The organism is Aurantiacibacter xanthus (assembly GCF_003584015.1).
GTDB classification, from domain to species: Bacteria; Pseudomonadota; Alphaproteobacteria; order Sphingomonadales; family Sphingomonadaceae; genus Alteraurantiacibacter; species Alteraurantiacibacter xanthus.
This window is the reverse complement of record NZ_QXFM01000030.1, coordinates 19,102-45,933: the sequence shown is the minus strand read 5'-3', so window position 1 is coordinate 45,933 and position 26,832 is coordinate 19,102. Positions and strand designations below refer to the sequence as shown.

The 26,832-nt window shown below is 64.4% G+C and carries 21 protein-coding genes and 1 tRNA gene; 5 read left to right on the top strand and 17 right to left on the bottom strand.

The annotated features are described in order from the left end of the window. A partial coding sequence (locus D2V17_RS03880) for a DNA polymerase Y subunit UmuC family protein (protein ID WP_483949903.1) occupies positions 1-374 on the bottom strand: 374 nt, incomplete at its 3' end. Continuing rightward, positions 325-1,053 (bottom strand): ImuA family protein, encoded by a 729-nt coding sequence (locus D2V17_RS21195; RefSeq protein WP_191229067.1) that lies wholly within the window; start codon positions 1,051-1,053, stop codon positions 325-327. The genes D2V17_RS21195 and D2V17_RS03880, both read right to left, overlap by 50 nt. A gap of 99 nt (positions 1,054-1,152) precedes the next feature. On the opposite strand from D2V17_RS21195, the gene D2V17_RS03870 reads away from it, so the two are divergent. Then, a complete protein-coding gene (locus D2V17_RS03870) occupies positions 1,153-1,623 on the top strand; it encodes a pyridoxamine 5'-phosphate oxidase family protein (protein ID WP_245978506.1) in 471 nt (156 codons plus the stop codon). Between the two features lie 51 nt (positions 1,624-1,674). On the opposite strand, the gene D2V17_RS03865 is transcribed toward D2V17_RS03870, so the two are convergent. Further along, positions 1,675-3,264, bottom strand: coding sequence for an amino acid permease (locus tag D2V17_RS03865; RefSeq protein WP_119591818.1), 1,590 nt, complete (start codon positions 3,262-3,264; stop codon positions 1,675-1,677). Positions 3,265-3,445: 181 nt separating this feature from the next. On the opposite strand from D2V17_RS03865, the gene panB reads away from it, so the two are divergent. After that, positions 3,446-4,315, top strand: coding sequence for a 3-methyl-2-oxobutanoate hydroxymethyltransferase (panB, locus tag D2V17_RS03860; protein WP_119591817.1), 870 nt, complete (start codon positions 3,446-3,448; stop codon positions 4,313-4,315). 11 nt (positions 4,316-4,326) lie between these two features. Next, a complete protein-coding gene (locus D2V17_RS03855) occupies positions 4,327-5,373 on the top strand; it encodes a DUF475 domain-containing protein (RefSeq protein ID WP_119591816.1) in 1,047 nt (348 codons plus the stop codon). Between the two features lie 7 nt (positions 5,374-5,380). Here the strand turns inward: D2V17_RS03855 and prsR are convergent, their stop codons facing one another. The 13 genes from prsR to D2V17_RS03790 form a co-directional block, all read right to left on the bottom strand. After that, positions 5,381-6,745 carry a PEP-CTERM-box response regulator transcription factor gene (prsR, locus tag D2V17_RS03850; RefSeq protein WP_119591815.1) on the bottom strand — a complete coding sequence of 455 codons (1,365 nt, stop codon included), beginning with the start codon at positions 6,743-6,745 and terminating at the stop codon, positions 5,381-5,383. Continuing rightward, on the bottom strand, positions 6,745-8,853 hold the full coding sequence (gene prsK, locus D2V17_RS03845; RefSeq protein WP_119591814.1) for an XrtA/PEP-CTERM system histidine kinase PrsK: 2,109 nt from the start codon (positions 8,851-8,853) through the stop codon (positions 6,745-6,747). Before prsK ends, prsR begins: the two co-directional genes overlap by 1 nt. Then, a complete protein-coding gene (locus D2V17_RS03840) occupies positions 8,853-10,241 on the bottom strand; it encodes a TIGR03013 family XrtA/PEP-CTERM system glycosyltransferase (protein ID WP_119591813.1) in 1,389 nt (462 codons plus the stop codon). Before D2V17_RS03840 ends, prsK begins: the two co-directional genes overlap by 1 nt. Positions 10,242-10,558: 317 nt before the next feature. Beyond that, positions 10,559-12,346 carry an SLC13 family permease gene (locus tag D2V17_RS03835; protein ID WP_342767829.1) on the bottom strand — a complete coding sequence of 596 codons (1,788 nt, stop codon included), beginning with the start codon at positions 12,344-12,346 and terminating at the stop codon, positions 10,559-10,561. Between the two features lie 114 nt (positions 12,347-12,460). Next, a tRNA-Leu gene (locus D2V17_RS03830) sits at positions 12,461-12,545 on the bottom strand. A 46-nt stretch (positions 12,546-12,591) separates the two neighbouring features. Next, entirely contained in the window at positions 12,592-13,413 is an 822-nt protein-coding gene (locus tag D2V17_RS03825; protein ID WP_119591811.1) for an inositol monophosphatase family protein, read from the bottom strand. 135 nt (positions 13,414-13,548) lie between these two features. Next, positions 13,549-14,112 carry an elongation factor P gene (efp, locus tag D2V17_RS03820; RefSeq protein WP_119591810.1) on the bottom strand — a complete coding sequence of 188 codons (564 nt, stop codon included), beginning with the start codon at positions 14,110-14,112 and terminating at the stop codon, positions 13,549-13,551. A gap of 65 nt (positions 14,113-14,177) precedes the next feature. Further along, on the bottom strand, positions 14,178-14,819 hold the full coding sequence (locus D2V17_RS03815; protein WP_191229066.1) for an esterase/lipase family protein: 642 nt from the start codon (positions 14,817-14,819) through the stop codon (positions 14,178-14,180). Between the two features lie 58 nt (positions 14,820-14,877). Beyond that, entirely contained in the window at positions 14,878-16,284 is a 1,407-nt protein-coding gene (locus D2V17_RS03810) for an NAD(P)H-dependent flavin oxidoreductase (RefSeq protein WP_119591808.1), read from the bottom strand. Between the two features lie 22 nt (positions 16,285-16,306). Next, a complete protein-coding gene (locus D2V17_RS03805) occupies positions 16,307-17,047 on the bottom strand; it encodes a class I SAM-dependent methyltransferase (RefSeq protein ID WP_119591807.1) in 741 nt (246 codons plus the stop codon). Positions 17,048-17,121: 74 nt separating this feature from the next. Next, positions 17,122-18,249 carry a peptide chain release factor 2 gene (gene prfB, locus D2V17_RS03800; protein WP_119591806.1) on the bottom strand — a complete coding sequence of 376 codons (1,128 nt, stop codon included), beginning with the start codon at positions 18,247-18,249 and terminating at the stop codon, positions 17,122-17,124. 92 nt (positions 18,250-18,341) lie between these two features. After that, on the bottom strand, positions 18,342-20,879 hold the full coding sequence (locus D2V17_RS03795; protein ID WP_119591805.1) for a penicillin-binding protein 1A: 2,538 nt from the start codon (positions 20,877-20,879) through the stop codon (positions 18,342-18,344). A 68-nt stretch (positions 20,880-20,947) separates the two neighbouring features. Then, on the bottom strand, positions 20,948-21,799 hold the full coding sequence (locus tag D2V17_RS03790; RefSeq protein ID WP_191229068.1) for an N-acetylmuramoyl-L-alanine amidase family protein: 852 nt from the start codon (positions 21,797-21,799) through the stop codon (positions 20,948-20,950). Between the two features lie 487 nt (positions 21,800-22,286). On the opposite strand from D2V17_RS03790, the gene D2V17_RS03785 reads away from it, so the two are divergent. Further along, positions 22,287-25,133 carry an Rne/Rng family ribonuclease gene (locus D2V17_RS03785; protein WP_119591803.1) on the top strand — a complete coding sequence of 949 codons (2,847 nt, stop codon included), beginning with the start codon at positions 22,287-22,289 and terminating at the stop codon, positions 25,131-25,133. Positions 25,134-25,207: 74 nt separating this feature from the next. Here D2V17_RS03785 and D2V17_RS03780 read toward each other — a convergent pair whose 3' ends face one another. Further along, positions 25,208-25,843, bottom strand: a complete 636-nt coding sequence (locus D2V17_RS03780) for a class I SAM-dependent methyltransferase (RefSeq protein ID WP_119591802.1) — start codon at positions 25,841-25,843, stop codon at positions 25,208-25,210. Between the two features lie 203 nt (positions 25,844-26,046). Here D2V17_RS03780 and D2V17_RS03775 point away from each other — a divergent pair, with 203 nt between their 5' ends. After that, complete coding sequence (locus D2V17_RS03775) at positions 26,047-26,829, top strand: succinate dehydrogenase iron-sulfur subunit (protein WP_119591801.1); 783 nt, start codon at positions 26,047-26,049, stop codon at positions 26,827-26,829. Positions 26,830-26,832: the final 3 nt, after the last annotated feature.

Below are 26,832 nucleotides of genomic sequence, written 5' to 3'. Positions count from 1 at the left end.
GCCAGCAAGGCCCCCTCGCCGCCGAACAGGTGCGCCACCGCCGACACATCGACCAGCACGCCATCGGGCGCATCGAGTGCGCTCCACGGTCCCCAGCGCTGCGCCCACAAGGCGAAGCGTTCGAGAAAGGCGAGATCGCCAGCCGGGTCGGCCGCACGCAGGGCGAGCCTCGGGCACAGGGTGCGCGCATCGGCCAGCATCATGCCCGGTGCGGCGCCCTCGGCCAGCGCCGCTGCGTTCGCCGCCGTGATACGAGGGCCATGGGCTGTATCCGCGGTCAGCACCAGGGGCGCGGCGTCGGCCCCTTCTCCGGGAGAGCAGTGTTCAGCCTGTCGCCAGCGATCGAGCGCCAGCGTCGGGCACCAGATCGCCATGATCCGGCGTGGAGACGCCTTCGGCGCCAAGGGCGTGTCCATCATCGCGCAAGGTCCATTCTCCCGGAGCGTGCCCGCGGGCACGGAACAGTTCGGCATGCCAGCTCGGATGGCCGGGGGCGCCGCGATCCCACAGTGGCGGCATCGACGGAGCCGAGCGCACCCGCCAGCGCATCCGCGCCGACCCAAGATCGGGCCGCGCATCATGCCGGAGCACGAACAGCGGCACGCCATGCCGCTCCGCCGCCAGGGTCAGTCGGCGCGAGGCGGTGAAGTCCATCTCTTTGGGGTTGCCCGTGATCTCGCCGATTACGCAGGCCAGATCGCGGCAGCGCACACCTTCCTCCAGGGCGAACAGCGCATCTTTGGCACTCTCTGCCGCAACGTGGATCACCCGGTGGCGCAAGCCTTGCGGCAGGCCGGGAGGATAGGGCCGCCCGCTCAGCCGGATCGCCGCCTTGTCCTGCACCCACAGCAGCGGGCGCTGCTCCACCCGGCTCCGCTCGCGCTGACGCAGGGCCGCGCCTGTCAGCGCCAGCAGCGCGCCCATACCGCCACCATCGCTCGACGCGACAAAGATTTCGCTATGCAGCGCCGGGGCGGCACCGGGATGCCAGCGCGGGTTGCGCGCGCCCGCATGCACCAGTTCCATCGCCCGTGGCAGCGAGGCCAGCTCCATGATTCGACTCCTTTGTTCTTATTATGTTCTCATCGCCAGTCCATGACAAGAGCGGAACCGCAAGGCCGACACGCCGTTGGTAAACAAAGGAGAATGTTCATGACCGACACCGAAGCGCTCAAGCACAAGTTCTGGAAGGCCCTCGATGACAGCCCCTTCGTTTTCCTCCAGCAGGATAGCGAACCCGGCACCGCCGTGCCTATGACCGCGCAGCTCGATAAGGACGCCAACCACGCGATCTGGTTCTTCGGTCGCCGGTCGTCTGCCCTTGCCAGGGGCGGTGCTGTTACCGCGACTTTCGCGGGCAAGGGACATGAGATGTTCGCCCGTTTCAGCGGCGTTCTCAGCGAAGAGCCTAGCCGCGAACGGCTAGATCAGTTCTGGGGCAAGCCGGTCGAAGCCTGGTATCCGCAGGGCAAGCAGGATCCCGAGCTGATCCTGCTGCGGATGGATCTGGGCCAGGCCGAAATCTGGAATTCCGACCTCGGCTTCCTCGACACGGCGCGCATGTTGTTCGGCTTCGACATGCTCGACGAAGCGAAGCAGGAACACACCGAAACCATGTTGTAATCGCGTTGGGCCGGGCCGCCCTTGCCCCTCTTGCGGCGGCCCGTACCTTGTTCAGCGATCTGGCTTGCTTGCCGGGGTATCGATCGGGAAATCATGCTCCAGGCCGCCAATATCGTCGACCACTTCCACCACTCCGCGACCGAGATGGCTGTGGCGACGGCCATAGCTCAGATAAATCACGATGCCGAGAAAGCCCCATCCGGGCAGGAACAGCATCGCCTCGGTCGGCAGATTGAGAAACAGGAATATAGTGCCCAGTACGGTTAGCGGAGCGATGATCCAAACCGCTGGCACCCTGAACGAACGCTGCCGCTGCGGATCGCGTCTGCGCAGCACCATCACCGCAATCGCGACCATCATGAACGCATAGAGCGTGCCGGCATTGGAAATGTCGGCCAGCTTGCCGACCGGAAAGAAAGCTGCCGCAATCGCGACCACGCCGCCGGTGAGCAAAGTCACCACGTGCGGGGTCTTGTACTTGGGATGGACTGAACTCAGCTTCTCGGGCAGCAGGCCATCGCGGGCCATCACGAAGAAAATGCGGGTCTGACCGAAGATCAGCACCAGGATCACCGACGGCAAGGCGAGGAAGGCTGCAATACCCAGCGTATTGCCGATGCCGGAAAAGCCGATTTCGCGCAGCACATGCGCCAGCGCCTCGTTCGAGCAGACCAGCGCACCGGCATGTTCGGGCATCGCGCACTGGCGCGCCAGCTCTTCGGAACCGGCCGGGAACGGCACACCGCCCGGCCCCATGATCGGTTGCCCGCCAATCGTGCCGACCGCACCCGCAGCCACCACGATATAGAACACGGTACAGAACAACAGCGAGCCAACGAGGCCGATCGGCACGTTCCGCTGCGGGTTCTTGGTTTCCTCGGCAGCGGTGGAGACGGCATCGAAGCCGACATAGGCAAAGAAGATCGTGGCAGCCGCCCCCACTGCACCGACACCCGTGCCCCAGCCCCCGAAGATGCCCGCGGGCAGGAAGGGGTTGAACTTATCGGTCGAGAACTCGGGGCTGGTGAATGTGAGCGCCACGAAAGCAGTCAGCGCGATCACCTTGATGGAAACCAGAATGGCATTGAGCTTGGCGCTCTCACTGGTGCCGATCACGAGCAGGCCGGTAATCAGCAGGGCGATGATAAGGGCAGGCAGGTTGATCACCCCGCCCGGCGCGCCGCCCAGCGCCAGCGGCCCGGCGGATAGCGCCGGTGGCAGGCTGACTCCGAGAATCTCATTGAGGAAGGTGCCGGAAAAATACCCTGACCAGCCCACCGACACCGCCGAGGCGGCGATGGCATATTCCATGATCAGCGCCCAGCCCACCGTCCAGGCCAGAAACTCACCCATCGACGCGTAGGAATAGGTATAGGCGCTTCCCGCGACCGGGATCATCGCGGCAATTTCGGCATAGCAGAGCGCGGCCACGATACAGACCGCCCCGGCGATGGCGAAGGCCAGCATCAGGCCGGGCCCAGCCTTCTGCGCGCCCGCCGAAGTTAGCACGAAGATACCGGTGCCGATTACCGCACCGATCCCGAACAAGGTCAGCTGGAAGGCGCCAAGTGTGCGATTCAGTGATTTCTTGTTGGCTGTCGCCAGGATTGCGTCGAGAGGCTTGATGCGATCCAGAAGCATGGCAGACGCTATCCCGAATTAGGAGGCCCGCCCCGTCCGGGCCTTTGTAAGCATTTGAAGCTAATATAAGTCTCGCCCATGGCAAGCCGGAATTCGGGATTTGCCGCAGTTCCCCACAATCCGGCAAAATCGGAGGCGCGGACGACTTGTTGTGACGGAATCTCAAGGCTAGAAGCACACCATGTCTACCAGCTTCACGCTCGACACCTCCACCAGCCGTGCCAATCCCACGCCCGCGCCGATGAAACGGCTGACGGTACCTGCGATCCGCGCGCGCAAGGTCGATGGTGTCACTGCCGAACCCGTCGTCATGCTCACCGCCTACACCGCGCGACAGGCGCAGCTGCTCGATCCGCATTGCGATATGCTGCTGGTGGGGGACTCGCTGGGGCAGGTGATCTACGGCTTGCCTTCCACCATCCCCGTCACGCTTGACATGATGGCCAACCATGCCGCCGCTGTCGTGCGCGGATCGTACCATTCGGTGGTGGTGGTCGATATGCCTTTCGGCTCCTATGAAGCCTCGCCAGAAGCGGCATTCGATGCCGCCGCCATGCTGCTCAAGGCGAGCAACGCCGCTGCCGTGAAGCTCGAAGGCGGGGAGGCCATGGCCGAGACCGTGGCCTTCCTCGTCAAGCGCGGCATTCCGGTGGTGGGCCACGTCGGGCTCACCCCGCAGGCGGTGAACGTGCTCGGCGGCTATGGCGCGCGCGGGCGCTCGGACGCCGAAGCTGACAAGATTGTCAGCGATGCCAAGGCTCTGTGCGATGCGGGGGCCTTTGCCATCGTGGTCGAAGGCGTGGTCGAGCCGATTGCCATTGCCGTGACCGAGGCGGTGAGCTGCATCACCATCGGCATCGGCGCCTCTGCCAGGTGCGACGGGCAGGTGCTGGTCACGGAAGACATGCTCGGCATGTTCGAGCGCGTGCCCCGCTTTGTGAAACGCTATGAAGACATGGCCGGCCTGATCAGCCGCACCGCCGAGACCTACGCCGCCGAAGTGCGCGAGCGCAGCTTCCCCGGCCCCGAACAAACCTACCAGCCCAAATAAAGGCCCCCAGCTTGTTCCAGTTTTATCGCGGATCGCTGATCTTCGCCATCATCTGCCTCGTGCTGGGGGCATGGTATGGCTGGGACAGCACGGGCACCATCGCCGGTGTCGCCGGTGTGCTGTGGATCATCGTGGTGCTGTCGGTGCTGGAGATTTCGCTCAGCTTCGATAACGCGGTGGTCAACGCCTCGGTGCTGAAGGAGATGGACGACGTCTGGCAGCGGCGGTTCCTCACCTGGGGTATCGCCTTTGCCGTGTTCGGAATGCGCATGGTGTTTCCGCTCGCGATCGTCGCCATCGCGGCGGGGATCGGGCCGGTGCAGGCGCTTAACCTGTCGCTGAGCAACCCGCAGGAATATGAGCGGATCGTCAGTTCCGCCCATGTCGCCATTGCCGGATTTGGCGGAGCGTTCCTCGCGCTGGTTGGCTCGAAGTTCTTTTTCGATGCCGAGAAGGAGGTCCACTGGATCCGCACGCTGGAGCGCTGGCTGTCGAGCTTTGCGCGGGTGCCTGCCATCGAGGTCGGCCTGCTGCTGCTGACGATGTTCTTCATCTCGCTGCTGCTGAATGACGCCGATGCGCTGAGTTTCCTGGTGGCCGGGATGCTCGGGATCGTCACCTTCATTGCCGTTGAGGGCATTTCGAAGTGGCTCGAATACAAGGACGAACTGCGCCGCGCGGCGGGGGCCATGGTGCGCTCTGGCCTCGGCGGGTTCATCTATCTGAACATTCTTGACGCCAGCTTCAGCTTCGACGGGGTGATCGGGGCCTTCGCGCTGTCGAACAACATGGTGATCATCGCGCTTGGCCTGTCGATTGGTGCATTCTTCGTGCGTGCAATGACGATCCACCTCGTGAAGAAGGGCACGCTGGCCGAGTATGAGTTCCTCGAACACGGGGCCTTCTGGGCGATTATCGCGTTGGGCGGAATCATGCTCGCCTCGGCCCGGTTTCATATCCCCGAGACGATCACCGGCCTGATCGGTGCGACGCTGATCGGGCTCTCGCTGTGGTGGTCGATCCGGCAGAAGAAGCGGGGCGTAACGGAGGCCGCCTAGCCCTGCGTCACCCCTGCAGGTCGTACTGCTTGAGCAAGTCGTAAAGCGTCGGACGGCTGATCCCCAGCAGCTTGGCGGTGTTCGAGATATTACCTTCGCTGCGCGCCAGCGCATGGCGAATCATCTTGCGGTCCGACTGTTCGCGCGCGCACTTGAGGTTGAGCATCTCGCCCGCCTCTTCCTCGCCCGCAGTGAGATCGAGATCCTCGGCCCCGACCAGCTTGCCGTCAGCCATGATGACCGCGCGTTTCACCCGGTTCTCCAGCTCGCGCACGTTGCCCGGCCAGCCCCAGCTGTCGATGGCGGCCAACGCATCGGCGGAAAAGCCGGTGACGGCGGGGTTCATTTCCTTCGCGAACCGCTTGAGGAAAGCCTTGGCCAATAACACCGCATCGCCAGGCCGTTCGGCGAGGCTGGGGATTTTGATGACCACCTCGGCGAGGCGATAGAACAGATCCTCGCGAAACGAGCCCGCAGCGATCATGCTGTCGAGGTTTTGATGGGTCGCGCAGACGATCCGGGTGTCGACACTGATCGCCTTGCGACCGCCGATACGCTCGATGGTGCGTTCTTGCAGGAAGCGCAGCAGCTTGACCTGCAACGGCAGCGGAATGTCGCCCACTTCGTCGAGGAACAGCGTGCCGCCATCGGCGAGTTCGATCTTGCCCTCGGTGGTTTTCACCGCGCCGGTAAAGGCGCCCTTTTCGTGGCCGAACAGTTCGCTTTCCAGCAGGTTTTCCGGGATCGCCGCGCAGTTGATGGCGATAAACGCCCCCTCGCGGCGGTTGCTGGCATCGTGCAGGCCCTTGGCGAGCAGCTCCTTGCCCGTCCCGCTCGCTCCCAGCAGCATCACCGAGACATTGGTGTTCGCCACCCGCTCGATGGTGCGCGCGACCTTCACCATCTCGGGCGCGGCGGTGATCATGCGGCCCAGCACGGTCTTTTCCTCGCCGACCTTTTCGGCCAGCGCGCGGTTCTCGCGCTCGATCCGGTGCAGGTTCAGCGCGCGGCGCACGATCAGGCCGAGTTGGTCGATATCGACCGGTTTCTGGTAGAAATCGTAAGCCCCGCGGTCGATGGCCTGCAAGGCGCTCTCGCGCGCGCCGTGGCCCGAGGCGACGATCACCTTGGTATCGGGCTTCAGCGCCATGATCGCATCGAGCACGGCAAAACCCTCGCTGGTGCCATCGGGATCGGGCGGCAGGCCTAGGTCGAGCGTGACCACCGGCGGCGCATAGGAACGCAATGCAGTCAGCGCGCTTTCACGGTCGCCCGCGATCACCACCTCGAAATCGTCATACGACCACTTGAGCTGCGCCTGCAGCCCCTCGTCATCCTCGACGATCAGCAGGGTCGGTTTCGGATCACTCATTATGCCACCTCGGCGTTTTGATCGTTGATATCGCGCCGCACGGCGGCACTTCCACTGTTCGGCAGGCGCACCAGAAACCGTGTCCCCTGCCCCTCACGCGATTCGACATCGAGCCGTCCGCCCATGGCGCGGATCATCTCGCGCGCCTCGAAGGCACCGATCCCGAACCCGCCGGGCTTGGAGGAATGGAACGGCTTGAACAGATGCGTGCGGATAAATTCGGCACTCATGCCAACACCCGTATCAGCAACTTCCATGATCGCGGTGTCACCCTCGATGCGCAGATCGAGCAATACCGGCGATGTCGGCGCGCTTGCCTCGATCGCGTTCTGCACCAGATGGACCAGCGCCTGTTCGAGCGCTTCGGCATTGGCCGCGACATAGCAGGCGGCATGTTCCTTCGCGCGCACCTCGTGCCTGGTGCTGTATTGCGCGGCGACCGAGCGGACCATCGCGGCCAGATCGACCTGCTCGCGAGCGTTGCCGGAATGGGAGCCATAGCGGCCAAGGCGGTCAAGCAGCCCTTGCAACTTGTCGGTCGAGTTTCGCAGCGTCAGCAGCATGTCCGCGCGAAAGGCGGGCTTGTCGGCGTGCAGTTCGGCATTGCGCGCCAGCAGCGAAAGTTGGCTGGCGAGGTTCTTGATGTCGTGCATCACGAAGGCGATCCGGCGGTTGAACTCGTCGAACCGCTGCGCCTCGCCCAGCGCATCCTGCGTGGCATGTTCGGCAAGGTAGCTGGCGAGCTGGCGGCCCACCACGCGCAGCAGATCGAAGTCCTCCCAGTCAAGCTGACGCGCCAGCGGCGGGCGGGCCAGCACGACAAGCCCGACAAGCCGCTCGTAATGGACCAGCGGGACCACCGCCCAGGCGCGTTCGTCTTCCAGCAACCATGCGGGATAGGCGGCAGGCGGGATTTCCTGTTCGCGCCCGGCACGCAGGTCGTCAAGGTCGAGGATGAACTGGCTTTCCTCGAAGAAGCGCGCGCCCTCGCAGCAAACGGCCACGCCCGGCACCTCGATAGCGCTCCATTGCCAGCGCGCCGCCAGCGCCAGCCCGCCCTCATCGAGCGGGGTCAGCAGAAGCCCTGCGGGGCTGTCGGTCACGTCGGCCACGGCCTGCACGATGCGCTGCGGCAGCGGGGGTGCCTGCGGTCCGGCGCGGCCGATGGTATCGGTAAAGCGCAGCCATTCGGTGCGATAGTCGTAGCGGTGCTGGAACAGATGCTTGGAGATCATCACCCTCAGCCAGCGGCGCAGCTTGGGCGACGGCAGCACCGCCAGCGCCACGGCACTGGCGGCCAGCATGAAGCCGGCCTGCATCGCCGGCGCATAGGCGTTCCCCGCATAGGAAATGGCCTGGGCCACCACCACCATCACCACCAGATAGGTGCCGATCACCAGCAGTGAGAACGACTGGAAGGCAAAGCTGCGCGAAGGGCGGAATTTCAGCTCCGACTCGCTGCGGAACGAGCCGACCGCAAGAACGATCACCGCCACCAGCAGCGCCGCACCGCGCAATTGGGCGAGCATCTCGGGCAGCCCGTTCAGCAGATAGGCGATGGTGTAGAAGTTGAGATCGTAAAGCCAGATCGCGCCCATCGCGGCAGCGGGCCAGCGCAGCGACTGGCGCGACAGTTGCTCGGCCCCGGCATAGAGGTTGTGCACCAGCACCAGGGCACCCACACAAAACAGCAGGCGGAAGATGACGGCAAAGTGCGCGATCAACTGAGCGGGCGCAGAATCGCCCATGTGATTGGACAGCGCCAGCAGCGTCGACAGATGCAGCAGTTCCACCAGCGCCAGCGCGGCCACGACGGGCCGGATCGGGGCAAGGCTCTTGTCGCGCTCATCGTGGCCGAACAGCCGGTAGAGCAGCCAGAGCCAGGCAAAATAGGTGGCCGAGAGGAGAAAGACCGTCGGCGTGGCGAGATAGCCGAAGCCGATCGCGCAAAAGCCCCAGGCGCTCGAAACGCCGAGCGCTGCTGCGGTGGCCGTCCTGGCCGGGCTCTTCGCGCGCTCGCTGGAGATCAGCCACAAGGCCAGGACTGCCGCGCTCGAGGCGGCGGCCACGAACACAAAGTAGACAAACAGGAACCACACCGGCCCCATCAACGCGCGCCCTCATGCCAGAGCACCACCCGCAGCGTCTGCAACAGGATCAGCAGGTCGAGGAAGGGCGTGTAGTTCTTCGCATAATAGAGGTCGTATTCGAGCTTGGCGCGTGCATCCTCGACCGATGCGCCATAGGGATAGTTGATCTGCGCCCAGCCCGTGATGCCCGGCTTCACCATGTGCCGCTCGGCATAATAGGGGAGAGCCGCGTCCAGTTCCTCGACGAACTTGGGCACCTCGGGGCGCGGGCCGACGAAGCTCATCTCTCCTTTGAGGACTGTCCACACCTGCGGCAGTTCATCGACCCGGATCTTGCGGATCAGATTGCCGACGCGGGTGATGCGCGGATCGTCCTTGTCGGCCCACTTGGCGCCGTCCTTCTCGGCATCGGTGCGCATCGAGCGCAGCTTCACCAGCACGAACTTCTGGCCGTAAAGCCCCACCCGTTCCTGCCGGAAGAAGGCCGGACCTTTCGAATCGAGCTTCACCAGCAGCGCGAAAAACAGGATCAGCGGCAGCGCCAGCACCAGCAGCAGGAGGCTGGCGACAATGTCGAACGCACGCTTGGCGATGCTGGAGAACATGCGGCTCGAGGAAAAGCCGTCGGAGAAGATCAGCCAGCTCGGGTTGAGCGTATCGAGATCGACCCGCCCCGTCTCGCGTTCGAGAAAGCTGGAGAAGTCGTTGACGTGGACACCCGCGGTCTTGATCCGCAGCAGATCCTTCAGCGGCAGGGCATTGCGCCGCTCTTCCAGCGCAAGCACCACTTCGGTGACGCCCAGATTGCTGACGAACTTGGCCAGATCGTGAATGGCCGAGCGGGCGATGGCCTCGGGGATCTGAATGGTTTGCTGCTCACTCATGGCGATATAGCCGACAATGGCGAACCCGCTGCCGGGCCGCTCGCTGAGTTGAAGCAGCCGCTGCGCGCGCGGGCCTGCGCCAAGCACCAGCACCCGCCGCCGGAAGGCCGCCGTGCCCAGCAACCCGCCCACCAGAAGACGGTTGATCACCAGCAGGGCGATGGAAATGCCCATCGAATAGAGCAGCGTCGAGCGCCAGAAGGTGTGCCCCGGCAGCACGAAGTCGATCAGCGCCAGCGCCAGAATGGCGAGGCTCACCGCAACCAGCAGCCGCGCGCAGGCGAACCGCATCGAGCGCAGCGCATCTGCGCCATAGACCCCCACCGCGATCATCGCGGCGAGCGTGGTCAGCGCGAAGGCGGTCAGCGGAAGGATGCGTTCGCCAAGGGGGCCGGGTTCGATGGCGATCTGCGTAGCACGGAAGGTCCAGGCGAAATTGGCGGCCAGCAACAGCAACACAAAGTCAAGCAGACCCAGCAGCAACACAGCATGCGGAATGTAGTGTTTGAAGAGTCGGATCATGGTTCCTGCCGCTTGCTGCCGGAATTGCGCCCGGTCGTCGGGCGTTAGCCGGGAAGGATAAATTGTCGGTAAACTTTACACCTACCGGTCCGCAAGCCTTCCGACCAACATATGTCTTAGGTATGTGCCTCTATAGACAGCGTATAGTAATTCAGGAGCCGTCCGCAGGATGCATCTGCGGCGGCAAAGGCCAGCAGGCTGCCTGCTCCAGCAAAAAGCACCCAGACATTTCGCCACGGTGACGGACGCGAACCAACGCCGCGAAGCATGCAGGTCGCACAGTGCCAAGGCTGGTCCGCGCTTGAGTGCGGGCAGACTTACATCCCGTAGGTTATCGCCAGCAGAATGCTCAGTGTGGTCACCATGATCAGCACCAGCGGCACACCCGTGCGCAGATAGTCGGCGAAGGAATAGCGGCCCTCAGCCATGATCAGCATGTTGGTCTGATAGGCGATGGGGGTGGCATAACACAGGTTGCAGCCGAACAGCACGGCCAGCACCAGCGGCTCCTGCGGCATGCCGAGCTGGGTCGCCAGATTGAACGCAATCGGCGTGCCCACGGTGGCCGCCGTGGCGTTCGAGGCGAAGTTGGTGAGCACGGTCACGAACAGCATGATGGCTGCGACCACGCCTGCCGGTGGCAGGTGTTGCAGGCCGAGTGCAAGCGCCTCGCCCAGCCACATCGCCGCGCCGCTATCGAGCACGATGCGCCCGATGGCGATGCTGGCGGCGACCAGCACGATCACCTTGCCCGAGAGCGCCCGGCCCACGCGATCGAATTTCACGCATCCGGTCACGAACATCAGGATCGCCCCGGCCAGCGCCGAAATGGCAATCGGCACCAGCCCCACCGAAGCAAAGACCACCGAGCCGAACATGATCACGCCCGCAATCACGGCTTTCGACCGACGCGGCATTTCCCGCGCGCCTTCAAGGCGCAGCAGCCCGTCGCCAACGGTGAAGGCTTCCAGTCCGTCGCCAAGGCCCATCACCAGCAGCACGTCGCCTTCGGCCAGACGCAGGTCGGCATCGACGGGGCTTGGTTCCTCAGCCAGCGGTCTGGCCGGACGGTGAATGCCGAGCACAGCGACGCCATAATGATCGGCGATATTGCTGCTCGCCAGCGTGCGGCCGACCAGTCGGCTATCGCCGGTGACGATCATCTCGACGACTTCGATATCCTCGTCGCGCGCCTTTCCTTCGCTACGGATGCGGTCGACCACCCAGGCCGGGGCGACCGGACCGCGCAGCAGCCGCATCGCATGTTCCAGCCCCGAGTGCGTGCCGGAGATCGTCATCCGCTGCCCGGCCTGAAAGGGGCCAGTGGGCCGCTCTTCAAAGCGAAAATCTTCGGGCAGCGTATCGACGATCTCGTCGAAGTGCTTGCCCACCAGTCCGCTCAGTTCGGTCACGCGCAGCTTGGCGAAGAAGCGGCGCTCGTTATGGTTCTTGTCGGGCGAGTTGTCGGGCAGCAGGCGCGGCATCACCAGCCACAGATAGGGAAACGCGACGAGCGCCGCCGCCAGCACGATGGGGGTGTAATGGAACACGCTCATCTGCGGCATGCCGAGATCGACCGCGATGCTGACCACCAGCAGGTTGGTCGAGGTGCCGATGGTGGTTGCCATGCCGCCGATCAGCACGGCCGCGTTGATCGGGATCAGCGTCTTGGAAGCAGGCATTGCCCCGCGCTGGGCAAGCGCGACAAAGATCGGCAGCAACAGCACCACCACCGGGGTATCGTTGATAATCATGGAAAGCCCGGCGGCGATCGCCAGCGACACGAACAGACCGAGCTGGGTGTTGACCTTCCACACCCTCTCCAGCACGCGTGATACCGGATCGAGCGCGCCGGTCACCACCAGCCCCCGTCCCAGGATCATCAGCGCGCAGATCGTTATCAGGGCATAGTGCCCGAACCCCGCGAAGGCGAGCGCCAGCCCGTCGGTGGGCTGAGCGTTGGGCAAGGGATAGAAATAGAGCCCGACCGCAATCACCGCGATGGTGCCGAGCGAGACGATCTCGGTCGACATCTTCCCCCGCGCGAACAGGTAGAACACGACGACGGTCAGCACCATGGCCGCGAGCGCATGGTAGGATGGCATTTCAAGCATTGCCTGCCTCTATCGCAGCCTTGCTGGCAGGTGAAGCAAAACACCGCATAACGGTTTATGCGCAGACAAAGAAAAAGGGGCGCCGTAAGCGCCCCTTCTGATGCCTGGTACCTCCGGCCGGACTCGAACCGGCACTTCCGAAGAAACTCGATTTTGAGTCGAGCGCGTCTACCAATTCCGCCACGGAGGCATCGCCAGCGCAAGGGCCGATACAGCCCGCTGCGCGAACTGACAAGCTATGCCTTGAGCGCTTCGGTCACCAGCTTGTGGAGACGCGAGTGCATCTGGTCGTTGCCGGCGATCACCTGCTTGTCGCATATGGTGAGGCTGCGGCCGCGATAATCGGAGACGAAACCGCCCGCTTCGCGGATCAGCAGACAGCCTGCGGCGGTATCCCATGCCGAAAGGTCGCTTTCCCAGAACCCGTCGAACCGGCCCGCTGCCACCCATGCGAGATCGAGCGAAGCCGCGCCATAGCGACGGATGCCCGCCACATTCGGGCCGACATGGCCGAAGATGCGCGTCCATTCCGAGAAGTTGCCATGGCCCTGATAAGGCGTGCCGGTGGCGATCAGCGCCTCGCTGAGGTGTCTGCGTCCCGAGACGCGCAGCCGCGCATCGTGCAGCCAGGCACCGCGCGTCTTCTCGGCCCAGAAGGTCTCGTCGGTGATCGGCTGATAGATGACACCGGCGGTTACCTCGCCCCACTCGTCCGAGCCGAGCTTACGCTCCTGCACCGCGATCGAGATCGCGAAATGCGGCAGGCCGTGGAGGAAGTTGCTGGTGCCGTCGAGCGGGTCGATGATGAAGCGCGGTTGGCCCGGCTCCGCCTCGATCTCGCCGCCCTCTTCGAGCAGGAAGCCCCAACCGGGGCGCGCGGCCTTCAGCTCGTCCCACAGGATGCGCTCGGAGGCTTCGTCTGCCTTGGAAACGAAGTCGGCCGGGCCCTTGCGGCTGACCTGCAGGTTCTCGATTTCGCCAAAGTCGCGACGCAGACGGGCACCCGCCTTGCGGGCGGCCTTCTCCATCACGCGTATGAGGCCTGAAATTGCTGCCATGTTACCTGGTGTGCCTGTCCTTCGAGACGGGTTCTGCCTGCGGCTTCACCCTCCTCAGGACGAACGGAGAAAACGTTTCGTCTCCACCCCCGTTCGTCCTGAGGAGCGAAGACGCAGTCTGAGCGTCTCGAAGGGTCAGCCAGCCTTGCCGACGTAGCTCTGTTCGTAAACATCAACCACAATCCGGGTGCCGCTTTCGATGTGCGGCGGCACGAGGATGCGCACGCCGTTGTCGAGCACGGCGGGCTTGTAGCTCGACGAAGCGGTCTGGCCCTTCACCACGGCGTCGGCCTCGACGATGGTGGCTTCGATCTGGCTCGGAAGTTCGACCGAGATCGGGCGCTCTTCCCACAGTTCGAGCGAAACCTGCATGCCGTCCTGAAGGAACGGGCGGGCATCGCCCAGCAGGTCCGAAGGCAGGTTGATCTGCTCGAAGGTGTCGGTGTCCATGAACACCAGCATGTCGCCGTCTTCGTAGAGGAACTGGTAGTCCTTGGTGTCGAGACGCACCTTTTCGACCGTGTCGGCGCTGCGGAAGCGGACGTTGGTCTTGCGGCCATCGATGAGGTTCTTCATCTCGACCTGCATATAGGCACCGCCCTTGCCGGGCTGGGTATGCTGGATCTTGGCGACCTTCCAGATGCCCTTTTCGTATTCGATGATGTTGCCGGGACGGATGTCCACGCCGCTGATCTTCATGGGTCTGCTTCCGATTTCAAAGAGATTGGCACGCGCCCTAGCCGCAACAGCGCCGAGCGGCAAGCTCAGCCGAGCGTGTCGGCCATGGCAATCGCATCAATGACCTGTTCGATTGCCCGCCGCGAGGTGCCGAGCGCGAAATGCTGGGCCTTGACCTCAAGGCGCAGATCGCTCTCGTCGTCGCGCCCGCATGCCGAATGTGCGGCGACGATCCCGTCGATGGCGGACCATATGGCCACGGTCGGCACCGGGGGCTTCCGGCTGAAATCCTCGGCGAACGGCGGGTTGTCGACCTTGTGATCGTTGATCAGTTCGTAATAACGCCACCCGGCATTGTCGCGCCTTCCACCCGAAAACGGGCTGCCCACCGTGATGACCGAGGCGATATGCTCGGGCACTCGCTGGCCGAGAATGCGGGCATAGAGCCCGCCAAGGCTCCACCCGATCACCACCACCTTGCGGCGCGTCTGGCTGTGCAGTGCGGCAATGCGCGCTTCGAGCCGGGCGAGCTTGGCGAGATCAGCGCCGTGGTTGATCCCGAGCCGCCATCCGCTCGGCGAGAAGCCGCGGGCGCGCAGGGTGCGGCGCATCAGCAGCGTGGAGATGTCGCCCGTGGCAAGGCCAGGAATGACCAGCACCGCCCGCCCCTCCCCGATCCGCTTGCCCTTGCGCGGCGGTCGAAACGGGTTGGCGAGCAAAGCCGGCACTGCGAGACCCTCGCGCAACGTATTGCGCAAGGGTGGCGGGTGGGCCTTCTCGCCCAGATCAGTCCCCGGTCAGGATGCGGTCGACCAGCTGCTTCACCGTGGGGGTGAAGTTGTTCGAATAGAACGGGTCTTGCGCAAAGCGGTAGGCCGCGTGGCCGGCGAACATCAGGTTCTCCTCAACCGGAGCACCGTGGGCGATTTCCTGCAAGGTCTTCTGGATGCAGAAGCTGCGCGGATCGGCAAGGCGACCGGTGGTGTAGTCGTCGTGGTCCTTCCAGCTCGAGAACCCGCAATGCGACAGGCAGCCCATGCAGTCGGCCTGGTCCTTGCGGATCGTCTCGCGGCTTTCCGGGGTGACGAAGACGACGGTGTCGTCGGGCGTCTTCAGTGCGGTGGTGTAACCGGCGGCGGCCCAGCCGCGTGCGCGCTCCAGATCCTTGGGGGTGACCCAGAAGTTCTTGCCCTTCACGCCAACATCGAGCTGGACGGTGTGTTCGCCCGCCGAAACACGGCTGTAGGGAATCTGCCGCTCCGACCGGGCCATCAGGTCAAGCAGGAACGGATTGCGCACCGCGCTCGAATAGAAGCCGGTGGGGCTGAAGCGGTGCAACTCCACATCGCCGGGCTGGATCGTGCGCAAAGCGTCTTTCCAACCCTGCGGGATCGGGCTTTCCTCGGTCAGCAGCGGGCGGGTGCCGAACTGGAACGCGATCGGGCCCAGCTCGTCGTTGTCGATCCAGTCGTTCCACTCGCGCAGATACCAGACGCCGCCGGCCATCACGATCGGCACGCTTTCGGGCACGCCTTCCTTGCGCATCATCGCCCGCAGCTCGGCCACGCGCGGATAGGGATCTTGCGGCTTCTTCGGGTCCTCGGCGTTGGAGAGGCCGTTGTGACCGCCCGCCAGCCACGGATCTTCATAGACCACCGCAGCCAAGAGGTGCGAAACCTTGTGATAGGCACGCTTCCACAGCGCCCGGAACGCCCGGCCCGAGCTGACGATGGGCAGATAGTGGACGTTATAACGCTGTGCGATCTCGGACAGGCGATAGGGCATGCCCGCGCCGCAGGTCACGCCGGTGACGAGGCCCTTGGTGCGTTCGAGCACGCCTTCGAGCACGGGCTGCGCCCCGCCCATTTCCCACAGCACGTTGATGTTGATCGCACCTTTGCCGCCGGCAATATCGTGGGCGCGCTTCACCTGCTCCACCGCGCCGTCGATGGCGTAGCGGATCAGCTGCTCGTGCCGCTCCTTGCGGGTGAGCTGCTCGTAAACCTGGGGCACGATCTTGCCCTCGGCATCGTAGCTGTCGGCATTAACTGCACTGACCGTGCCGATACCGCCCGCGGCGGCCCATGCACCGGAGCTGGCGTGGTTGGTGGCGGAAACGCCCTTGCCACCTTCCACCAGCGGCCACACCTCGCGGCCACCATAGATAATCGGCTTCAAACCCTTGAACGTCATTTACTTCCCCTACCACCGCCGATCAGTTGGCGATGGAACCATCTTTCTCATCTGCCTGAACACAAGGCTTGATCTCACCCGGCTCGGGCCGCTCGCCTGCCGCTTCGAACTCTGCGTAATAGCCGGCGATTTCCGGCTTGCGGACAAATTCGGTCAGCCGATAGCCCACGCGGGCAAATTCGCAAAACAGCAATTGCGGACTTATCCCGTGCTCGTCGGCGGGGCGGTCGACATCGACCACCACGACATGTCCATTCTCACGCAGCGCCGGGCGCAGATGCCAGAGAAAGGCATAAGGCTCCTCCACCTCGTGATACATGTGTACGAGCAGGATCCGGTCGAAGCTGTTGACCGGCAGACGTGGATCGTCGGGCAAGCCGGGCTTGATCGAAACATTGTCTAGCCGGTCGCGTTCGACCCGGCTGCCGAGGCGGCGCAGCGCATCCTCGTTGATGTCGCTGGCAAGGACGCGCCCATTCTCGCCGACGCGGGCAGCAAGGCGCACGGTGTAATAGCCCTCGCCCGCGCCGACATCGGCCACGGTCATGCCCGGTTCGATTCCCGCAAGGTCCATCACCGTATCGGCTTCCTGGCGTCGGTCGCGTGCCTCTTCGTTCGAAAACGAGGTGGCCCCGCCGCCGGAAACGGGCCGGTCAGCCTTGGGGAAAGCCTGCGCTCCGCGCGCTTCATCCTCTTGCGGCTGCTGGCACGCCGCGAGCAGCGCAAAAACGGCAAAAGCAAGCATGGAACGCAGCGCCGACATGGCACGCGCCTCTACCCCGCGTGAGCGCGGAACGCAAAGGCCGCAAGCCGGAGGAGCCACCATCGCGCGCGAACCTAGTCGACGTCATCCACTTCGACCGCCTCGCCCGTCACTTTGAGCGCGAGGGCAGCGGCGATGAAATCGTCGATGTCGCCGTCGAGCACATCGTCAGGCGTGGGGCTGGTGACGCCGGTGCGCAGGTCCTTCACCATCTGGTATGGCTGGAGGACATAGGAGCGGATCTGGCGGCCCCAGCCGATCTCGGTCTTTTCCTCGTACTCGCTGGCGGCGGCGGCTTCGCGTTCAGCCATCTCGCGCTCATAGAGCCGAGCCTTCAGCATGTTCATCGCGGTGACACGGTTCTTGAGCTGATTACGGTCTGCCTGACAGGCGACCACAATGCCGGACGGAATATGCGTGATACGGACCGCAGAGTCGGTCGTGTTGACGTGCTGGCCGCCCGAGCCCGAGGCGCGGTAGGTGTCGACCTTGAGGTCGGAATCGTTGACGGTAATCTCGATATTGTCGTCGATCACCGGATAGACCCAGGCGCTGGAAAAGCTGGTGTGGCGGCGCGCCGAACTGTCGTAGGGGCTGATGCGGACGAGCCGGTGCACGCCGCTTTCGGTCTTGGCATAGCCATAGGCGTTCTCGCCCTTGATCAGCAGCGTGGCCGACTTGATGCCCGCCTGATCGCCCGCCTGATATTCCACCACCTCGACCTTGAAGCCGCGCTTCTCGGCCCAGCGATAATACATGCGGAACAGCATCTCGGCCCAGTCGCAGCTTTCGGTCCCGCCCGCGCCCGAGTGGATTTCGATATAGGTATCGTTGCCGTCGGCCTCGCCCGAGAGCAGCGCCTTGACCTTGTCGCGGTCGGCCCGCTCGGCCAGCGAGGCGAGCGTGGCCATGCCGTCGGCCACCACCTCGTCGTCGCCCTCGGCCTCGCCCATCTCGATGAACTCGACCGCGTCGGACATCTCGCCCGCGATCTCGTTCACGGTCTCGACCGCGTCCTTGAGGTTCTTGTGCTCGCGGCTGACAGCCTGCGCGAGCTTGGGATCGTTCCACAGGTTCGGGTCCTGCACGCGCGCTTCCAGCTCGTCGAGCCGACGCAGCGCCGCGTCCCAGTCGAGCGACTTCTTGACCAGCGCCAGTGCGGCTTCGATCCGGTCGATATGGGCCTGCCCTTCGGCACGCATGGCATTGGTCTCCGCTAAAATGAAGCGCGGCGACTAGCGCAGCCGCGCGCCCGAGGAAAGGGGTGCAAGAATATGGGGATGCGGACGGCGTCTTAGTAGATGCCGCCCTGATCCTCGGCAAAGTTGCCTGGCGCATCCTGGGATGCTCGGCCCTGATTGGCACTGATGCCCTGCTCGCGCCTGCGCAACTGGGTCAGGATCAGGTCGCGCATCGCGGCAATGGTATCGCCGTCGCGCCCGGTGCGCCGTGGTTCGGTATCAGGCTTGAAGGCTTCCCAGATCACCGCATCGGCGCCTTGCGCGGGCCAGCCATCGAGCACCCTGCGCCCGCTGCGGCGGTCGATCCGCACCATCCGCACCCCTTCGGGCGCGATGAACGGCCGTTCCGACCAGCAGTCGCGCGTGGCCTTCACGAAGTCGAGGAAGATCGGCGCAGCCGTGTTACCACCCTGAACATAGCCGCCCAGCTTGCGCGACTGCTGGTCGAACCCGAGATAGGTGCCCGCCACAATGTCAGGCGAGCCGCCGACGAACCAGGCATTGGTCGGGCCGGAGCTGGTGCCGGTCTTGCCGAACAGCGGCATGTCGAGCACCTTCAATCGGGTCGCCGTGCCGCGCTGGACCACGCCTTCGAGCATGTGCACGATCTGGAACGCGGTGCGCGGGTCCATCCGTTGTGCGCCCATGCGCTCGAACCGGGGCATCGGCTTGCCGTCCCACTCGTCCATATTGCAACCGTTGCAGGCGCGCTCGTCGGAGCGCCAGATCACCTTGCCATTGCGATCCTGCACATAGTCGATCAGCGATGGCTGGATCAGCTTGCCGTGGTTCACCATCATCGAATAGGCGGCGACCATCTTCAGCACGGTGGTGTCGCCCGCGCCCAGCGCGAAGGCCGGATAGGGATCGTACTGGCCCTTGTCGGCGATGCCAGCGTTCTCGAACGTCTTGATGACGTTTTCCATCCCCGAATCCATTGCGATGTGGACGGTCATCAGGTTCTTCGACTGCTCCAGCCCGTAGCGCATCGGGTATTCCCCGCCGCCGCGCGAGCCGCCAAAGTTGGTGAAGCATTTTTCGCCAAGGTTCGCGCCCTGATAGTAGCAATACTGCCGGTCGGGAACGAGCGTGGCTGGCGTCATCCCGTTATCGAGCCCGGTGGCGTAGACGAACGGCTTGATGGTCGAGCCGGGCTGACGCAGCGCCTGCGTCGCGCGGTTGAATGCGCCGAGCCGCGAATCGAACCCGCCCTGCATTGCCATCACCCGGCCGGTGGTCGGGCTCATGGCCACGAAACCGCCCGAAACCTCGGGAATTGCACGCAGGCGCCAGCCATTGCCCTCGGGCGAAACGGCGATGATATCGCCCGCCTTCAGGGCATCGGGCAGCGCGCCCGCCAGCGGCCCTTCGTCGCCATTGGCAAAGCCGACCGTGCCCGAGCCGCCGGAACGGTTCAGCACCACGGCAATACGCCAATCACGATAGTTGATGCCGATGTAGGAGCTGGCGAGCTGGCGTTTCATGTCGCCGTCGCCCGGATCGACCGTGGCGATCGGCTTCTTCCAGGGGCGATTGTTATCATAGCGCAGGATGGCATTGCGCAGCGCATCGCGCGCCGCGTCCTGCATCTCGGTGTCGAGCGAGGTGCGCACCCACAGTCCGCCGCCATAGACGCTGTTGGGGCCATCTTCGGCCTCTTCGCCATAGCGTTCGATCAGTTCGCGGCGGACTTCTTCGAGGAAATAGCCGGCATCGGCGGTCTCGGTGCTGGCTGCGTTCCTGACGATCCCGAGCGGCTTGGCCTGCGCGGCCTCCATCTCGGCCACGCTGATGTGGCCGTTCTTCTGCATTTGCTGGAGCACCCAGTTGCGCCGCCCCAGTGCCGTCTCAAAGTTCTTTGCCCGGCTATAGACTTCCGGCGCGCGCGGCAGAATCGCGAGATAGGCCATCTCGTGCAGTTCGAGATCGTCGACGTCCTTGTTGAAATAGGCGCGCGCGGCGGCCTGCACCCCGAACGAGCGCCGCCCGAGCGGAATTTCATTGAGATAGAGGGTAATGATCTCGCGCTTGGACAGCACGCTTTCCACGCGCGTGGCGAGGATCATTTCCTTCAGCTTGCGAGTGACGGAGTATTCGTTGCCGACGAGGATGTTCTTGGCAACCTGCTGGGTAATGGTCGAGCCGCCAACCGCGCGCTGGCCCGAGCCGAGCTTCGAGACATAGTCGATGACAGCATTGAAGAAGCCACCGGCGTCGATGCCGCCGTGGCTCCAGAATGTCTTGTCCTCGGCGGAAGTGTAGGCGTTGACGAGCTGCGGCGGCAGATCCTTGTATTGCAGTTCCACGCGCCGCTCGCGCTCGTAGCGGCTGACGATCTCGCCATCCATCCCGCGCACAACGGTGGGCAGATTCGGGCGATAGTCGAGCAGGCTTTCCGCATCGGGCAGATCGCGCACCAACACCGCCCACAAGGCGGCGGCCAGCACAACGGCCAGCAGCAGCGCATAGCCCGCCAGCCGCACGAGCCGGTTGTCGCGCCACACTTCGCCAAGCCGTCCGAAGGCAGCCCCGGCGTTGCGGCGGATGCGATAGCTGGTGGAACCCTCGTCCATGGTATGCTCGTCACTCATTTGCGGCGCCCTCTAGCATGGCCTTGCCGTGCTGCGCCAGATGGATGCGATAGCTTGAAAGCGAAGGCTCATGGCCTCGCCGCGTTGCGGGCAAGGAAAATGCGGATTGCGCTGGCCATGGTAGCAGCGAAGTTCTCGCGCCCTTCGGCCGAGGCCAGGCGCTGCGCTTCCTCGGGGTTACTGATAAAGCCTGCCTCATAGAGGATCGCGGGAACGTCAGGCGCGCGCAGCACCGCCAGCGAGGCTTTTCTGCGAGGCTGCGGGTGGAAGGTCAGCCGCCCCTGCCCCTCGCGCACGATCAACGAGGCGAAGCTGTCGGACTGGTTGGCGGTCTGGCGCTGCGACAGCTCGACAAGAATTGCCTCCACCGCCTCATCCTGTCCGGAAAGGTCGAGGCCGTTGATGATGTCGGCGCCGTTCTCGCGCTGGGCGAAGCGGGCGGCGGCCTGTGAATTGGCTTCTTCGCTGAGGGTGTAAATGCTGGCGCCGCGCACGTCGGCCTGTTCGCCCGCGCTATCGGCGTGGATCGAGACAAACAGATCCGCCCCCAGCTCGCGCGCGATGGCCACCCGCTCTGCCAGCACCACGAAGCTGTCGTCGTCGCGCGTCATGGCGACCCGCACCCCGCCCTCCTCCAGCAGCCGGTCGCGCAGCGCCTTGGCAAGGCCGAGTACGATCCGCTTTTCCTGATATCCCGGCCCCACCGCACCGGGGTCCGCTCCGCCGTGTCCGGCGTCGATCACGACCAGCGGCCGGGTCTTGTCCTGCGGTCCCTGCACCTCGGGCAGATCGAGCTGCTGACCGGCTTCGGGCAGATCGATCCGCACCACATAGCTGCGCCCAAGCACGGGCACCGGGATGCTGGCTCCCAGCAGATAGATCAGGCCCAGCACCACAACCGGCGCGCAGAAGATCAGCATTATCTTGAAGCGATCAGGCACCGTACTGCAATATTCCCCCGGCGTTGCTGTTCATTCGAGCATTTACCTAGCGTGATGCAAAGAGAAATTGACCAGAATGCGCAACATGGTTGCCGAGCCTTTCCCCGGATGCTAGCGAAATGCAATCCGGCCAAATTGGTCGGCAAAGGTCTGGAAAGCTAGGGCTCCCCCTCCTTTCCGCCGCAGTTACAGGTTGATGTCGTAATGCCAAGCAAAAGCCCTCTCGCCAAGCCGCAGCCTCCGCGCTGCCGCGCAGGCGAACCGGGCTTTGCGCAGAACACGAAGCTGCGCCTCGGCATTGCTGCAGACACGAATCACGGTTCTTTCGGGCGCAATGCTCGTGGAATCTGTCCTTCCTCCCCGCAGGTCACTGGAAATACGCTCTTGACGGCGGGGATTCACACATTGGGACAGCGCAGCCGGGCAGGCACAGCCTCCTCGCGCCCCGCTGTCCGGAGACTTATCAATGGCTACGCGCATGCTTATCGATGCGCGCCACCCGGAAGAAACACGGGTGGCGGTGCTCCAGGGAAACCGGATTGAGGAATTCGACTTTGAATCTGCCGAACACAAGCAGATCAAGGGCAACATCTATCTCGCCAAGGTCACACGGGTAGAACCCAGTCTTCAGGCGGCGTTCGTCGATTTCGGCGGCAACCGGCACGGGTTCCTCGCCTTCAGCGAAATCCATCCCGACTATTACCAGATCCCGCAGGCCGATCGTGACGCGCTGCTGGCCGAAGAACAGGCCGCCGCCGAGGAAGAAGCTGCCCTGCGCGACGAGGAAGACGGCGAAGACGGTGACCTCGACGGTGATGATGATGGCGACGACGATGGCGAGGCCGGCGTCGAAGAGATCGACACCTCGGAGAAGGACGACGTCGCGACGATCGAGGACGGCCACGTCGAAAACGGCGAGGACGACGACAGCGAAACCGATGGCGAAGGCGCCGACGGTGACGAAGAAGGCGACGATACCAGCGAGGACGACAACGGCGAGCAGCGCTCGCGTCGTGGCCGCGGCCGTGGCCGTGCGCGCCGTCAGGGCAATGGCCGTCGCGGTGGCGGCGGTGGCAGTCGGGCGAAGGAAATCGACGAAGCCCGCGCCAAGCGTCAGGCGCTGCGTCGCCGCTACAAGATCCAGGACGTCATCCAGCGCCGCCAGGTGCTGCTGGTGCAGGTCGTCAAGGAAGAGCGCGGCAACAAGGGTGCGGCGCTCACCACCTATCTCTCGCTGGCGGGCCGCTACTGCGTGCTGATGCCGAACTCGAGCCATGGCGGCGGGATCAGCCGCAAGATTTCCTCAGGCTCGGACCGCAAGCGCCTGAAGAGCATCGTCAGCGACCTGTCGCTGCCGCGTTCTATGGGCCTGATCGTGCGGACCGCCGGGCTGTCGCGCACCAAGACCGAGATCAAGCGCGACTTCGACTACCTCGCCCGTCTGTGGGACGAGATCCGCGAGAACACGCTGAAGTCGTCCGCGCCGTCGATGATCCATTCCGACAGCGACCTGATCAAGCGCGCCATCCGCGACATCTACAACCGCGAGATCGAAGAGGTCGTGGTCGAGGGCGAGGCAGGCTACAAGGCCGCGCGCGCCTTCATGAAGCTGCTGATGCCGAGCCATGCGCGGCGGGTGAAGCACTATTCCGATCCGGTGCCGCTGTTCCAGCGCTATGGCGCGGAAGACCAGCTTTCGGCGATGTACGATCCGATGGTGCAGCTCAAGTCGGGCGGCTATCTGATCATCAACCCGACCGAGGCGCTGGTCTCGATCGACATCAACTCGGGCCGCTCCACCAAGGAGCACGGCATCGAGCAGACAGCGCTCCACACCAACCTCGAAGCCGCGCGCGAGATCGCGCGCCAGCTGCGCCTGCGCGACATGGCGGGCCTGGTGGTGATCGACTTCATCGACATGGAACACGGCTCGAACGTGCGCAAGGTCGAGAAGGCGATGAAGGACGCGCTCAAGAACGACCGGGCGCGCATTCAGGTCGGCCGTATTTCGGGCTTCGGCCTGATGGAGATGAGCCGCCAGCGCCTGCGCACCGGCGTGCTTGAGGCGACCACGCGCCAGTGCCCGCACTGCGACGGCACCGGCCTTGTCCGCACCGCCAGCTCGGCGGGCCTGTCGGCGCTGCGTCTGATCGAGGACGAGGCGGCCAAGGGCAAGGGCACGCTGATCACGCTCTATGCCTCGACCGAGGCCTCGATCTACCTGCTCAACGCCAAGCGCGCCGATCTCGCCGAGATCGAGCAACTCTATGGTGTGACTGTGGAGGTCCAGCCCGAGGGCGAGGACGAAGGCGCGAAGATGCGCGTCACCTCGTCCGGCCCGCGTCCCACCGAAACGCCCAGGTTCGAACAGATCGTCGACGAGGATGACGACCTCCTTGAGGACGAAGACGACGGCAACGAGGACGACGCCGAAGATCGTGCCGACAACGACGACAACGATGATGACGATCAGCGCCGTTCGAAGCGTCGCCGTCGCCGCCGGGGTGGCCGTGGTCGCAACAAGGGCCGCGCCGAGGACGGTGAAGGAGAAGTGTCTGACAGCGACGGCGAAGCAGGCTCTGACGAGGATGCCGCTGAAGCTGGCGAAGGTGAAAGCGACGGTGAAAACGACGGTGAAGAAAAGCCGCGCCGCCGCCGTCGCCGGGGTGGTCGTGGCCGCAACCGTCGCCGTGATGAGGATCGCGCCGAGGGTGAGGACGAAGCTGACTCCGAGGGCGGCGAAACGTCCTCTGAGGATGCCCAGCCCGAAACCGTGGAAGCTGACGCACCTGCCGAGGAGGCACCCGCACCCGAGGTAGCCGAAGCAGCGGAGCCCGCCGCCGAAGCAGCCGAACCGGTTGCCCCGGCAGAGGAAGAAGCCCCCAAGCCCAAGCGCCGTTCGCGTGCCAAGAAGGCCGAGCCCAAGCCCGAAGTCGAAGCCGAAGCAGAAGCTGAGGCTCCTGCCGAGGAGGCGCCGAAGCCCAAGCGTCGCTCGCGGGCCAAGAAGGTCGAGGCTGAAGTAGCGCCGGAAGCCGAGGCTGAAGAGGCTCCGAAGCCCAAGCGTCGCTCACGGGCCAAGAAGGTTGTCGAACCGGCACCCGAAGAGGCCGCGCCTGCTGCGGAAGAGGCCAGCGAGGCCAAGCCCGAGGCAGAGGCAGCTCCCGCCCCGGCCGAACCGGCGCCCGCACCCGCGGCAGCTGAAGAGCCTGCCGCAGATGCACCCGCGGCCACCGCAGAGGGCGAAGCGAGCGACGAGACGACCGAAGAGCAGCCCCGTCGCGGCGGGTGGTGGCAGCGCACCTTCGGCGCCTGATCGCCGCAGCATAGCTGATTGAGCGGGCCGCTTGTCTCAGGACAGGCGGCCCGTTTCGCATTGGAGAACGGCTGTCAGGCTCCCGCGCGGCGCGCCATGCCCCACTCCATCCAGCCCGCCCAGCGCGGGGCCTTGGCGAAGTATTCCTGCCCCAGCGGTTCGACTTCGAACCCGGCGGCCCGGATCGCCGCCCCGATCTCGCGGGTGAGATGGCAATTGCCCGCAAGCCGCTTCCATAGGGGCTCGATCCGGCGCTGCCAGCGCGCGACACCCTTGTCGGGCGCACGGCCATGTTCGAGATAAAGCAGCCGTCCGCCTGGTTTCAACACCCGGCGCAGTTCCGCCAGCACCCGCGCCTGATCGCTTACCGAGCACAGCGTGTAAGTGCAGACCACGGCATCGAAAGCGCCATCGGCAAAGGGAAGGTTTTCGCCGACACCCGCGCGCAGATCGGCGGGCAGTCCGCTTGCCTGTGCCCTCGCCCGCGCCGCATCGAGCAGACCGGCATTGGGATCGACCCCGGCAAAGCTGGTGATTTGCGAAGGATCGTAAAGTTGCTGGTTGAAGCCGCCGCCACAGCCCAGTTCAAATACCGCACCGCGCGCCAGCGGAACCACCTGGCGGCGCAGTTGCGCCACCTCGTCGCTGCCGCACCCCATTGCGATAACGCGCGGAAGCACATGCGCGTCGTACCAGGACTGTACTCCCATCGCCGCTCCTTCGCGCCGCCAGACGGGTAGTCTACCACTTCGCCGCATTGGCTCCAAGTCATTGGCGAAGCGTCAGCTTTTGTCCTTATTCCTGCCGATTGCCGCTTTTGCGGACGAAATTCCCCGCTCTGCTGCATCTGCACACCTTGCGTCGGCGCGTCAGGCGGTTAGATAGGGGGCAAATTCATACAGGACCGATCTTCATGGCGACCTTCACCCTCCCCAAGAACTCCAGGATTTCCGGCAAGGGCAATGTCCATAAGGCCGAAGGTGCCACCCGCGTGAAGTCCTTCAAGATCTACCGCTACGATCCTGACAGCGGCCAGAACCCGCACTACGACACCTTCGAGATCGATCTCGACGATTGCGGCCCGATGGTCCTTGATGCGCTGTTCAAGATCAAGAACGAGATCGACCCCACGCTGACCTTCCGCCGCTCGTGCCGCGAAGGTATCTGCGGGTCGTGCTCGATGAACATGAACGGCAAGAACGGCCTCGCCTGCACCACTGCGATCGAGGATCTGTCCGGCGAAGTGCGCATCACGCCGCTGCCCGCCATGGACGTGATCAAGGATCTGGTCCCCGATTTTACCCACTTCTACGCCCAGTATGCCAGCATCCGTCCGTGGTTGCAGACGGTCAGCACCACGCCCTCGGGCAAGGAGCGGCTCCAGTCACCCGAACAGCGCGAGAAGCTCGACGGCCTCTATGAGTGCATCCTGTGCGCCTGCTGCTCGACCTCGTGCCCGAGCTACTGGTGGAATTCCGACAAGTTCCTCGGCCCGGCGATCCTGCTGCAAGCCTATCGTTGGCTGGCCGACAGCCGCGACGAGATGACCGGTGAGCGCCTCGATGCGCTGGAAGACCCGTTCCGGCTCTATCGCTGCCACACGATCATGAACTGCGCGAACGTCTGCCCGAAGGGCCTCTCACCGGCCAAGGCGATTGCCGAGACCAAGAAGATGATGGCCGAAAGGCATATCTAAACC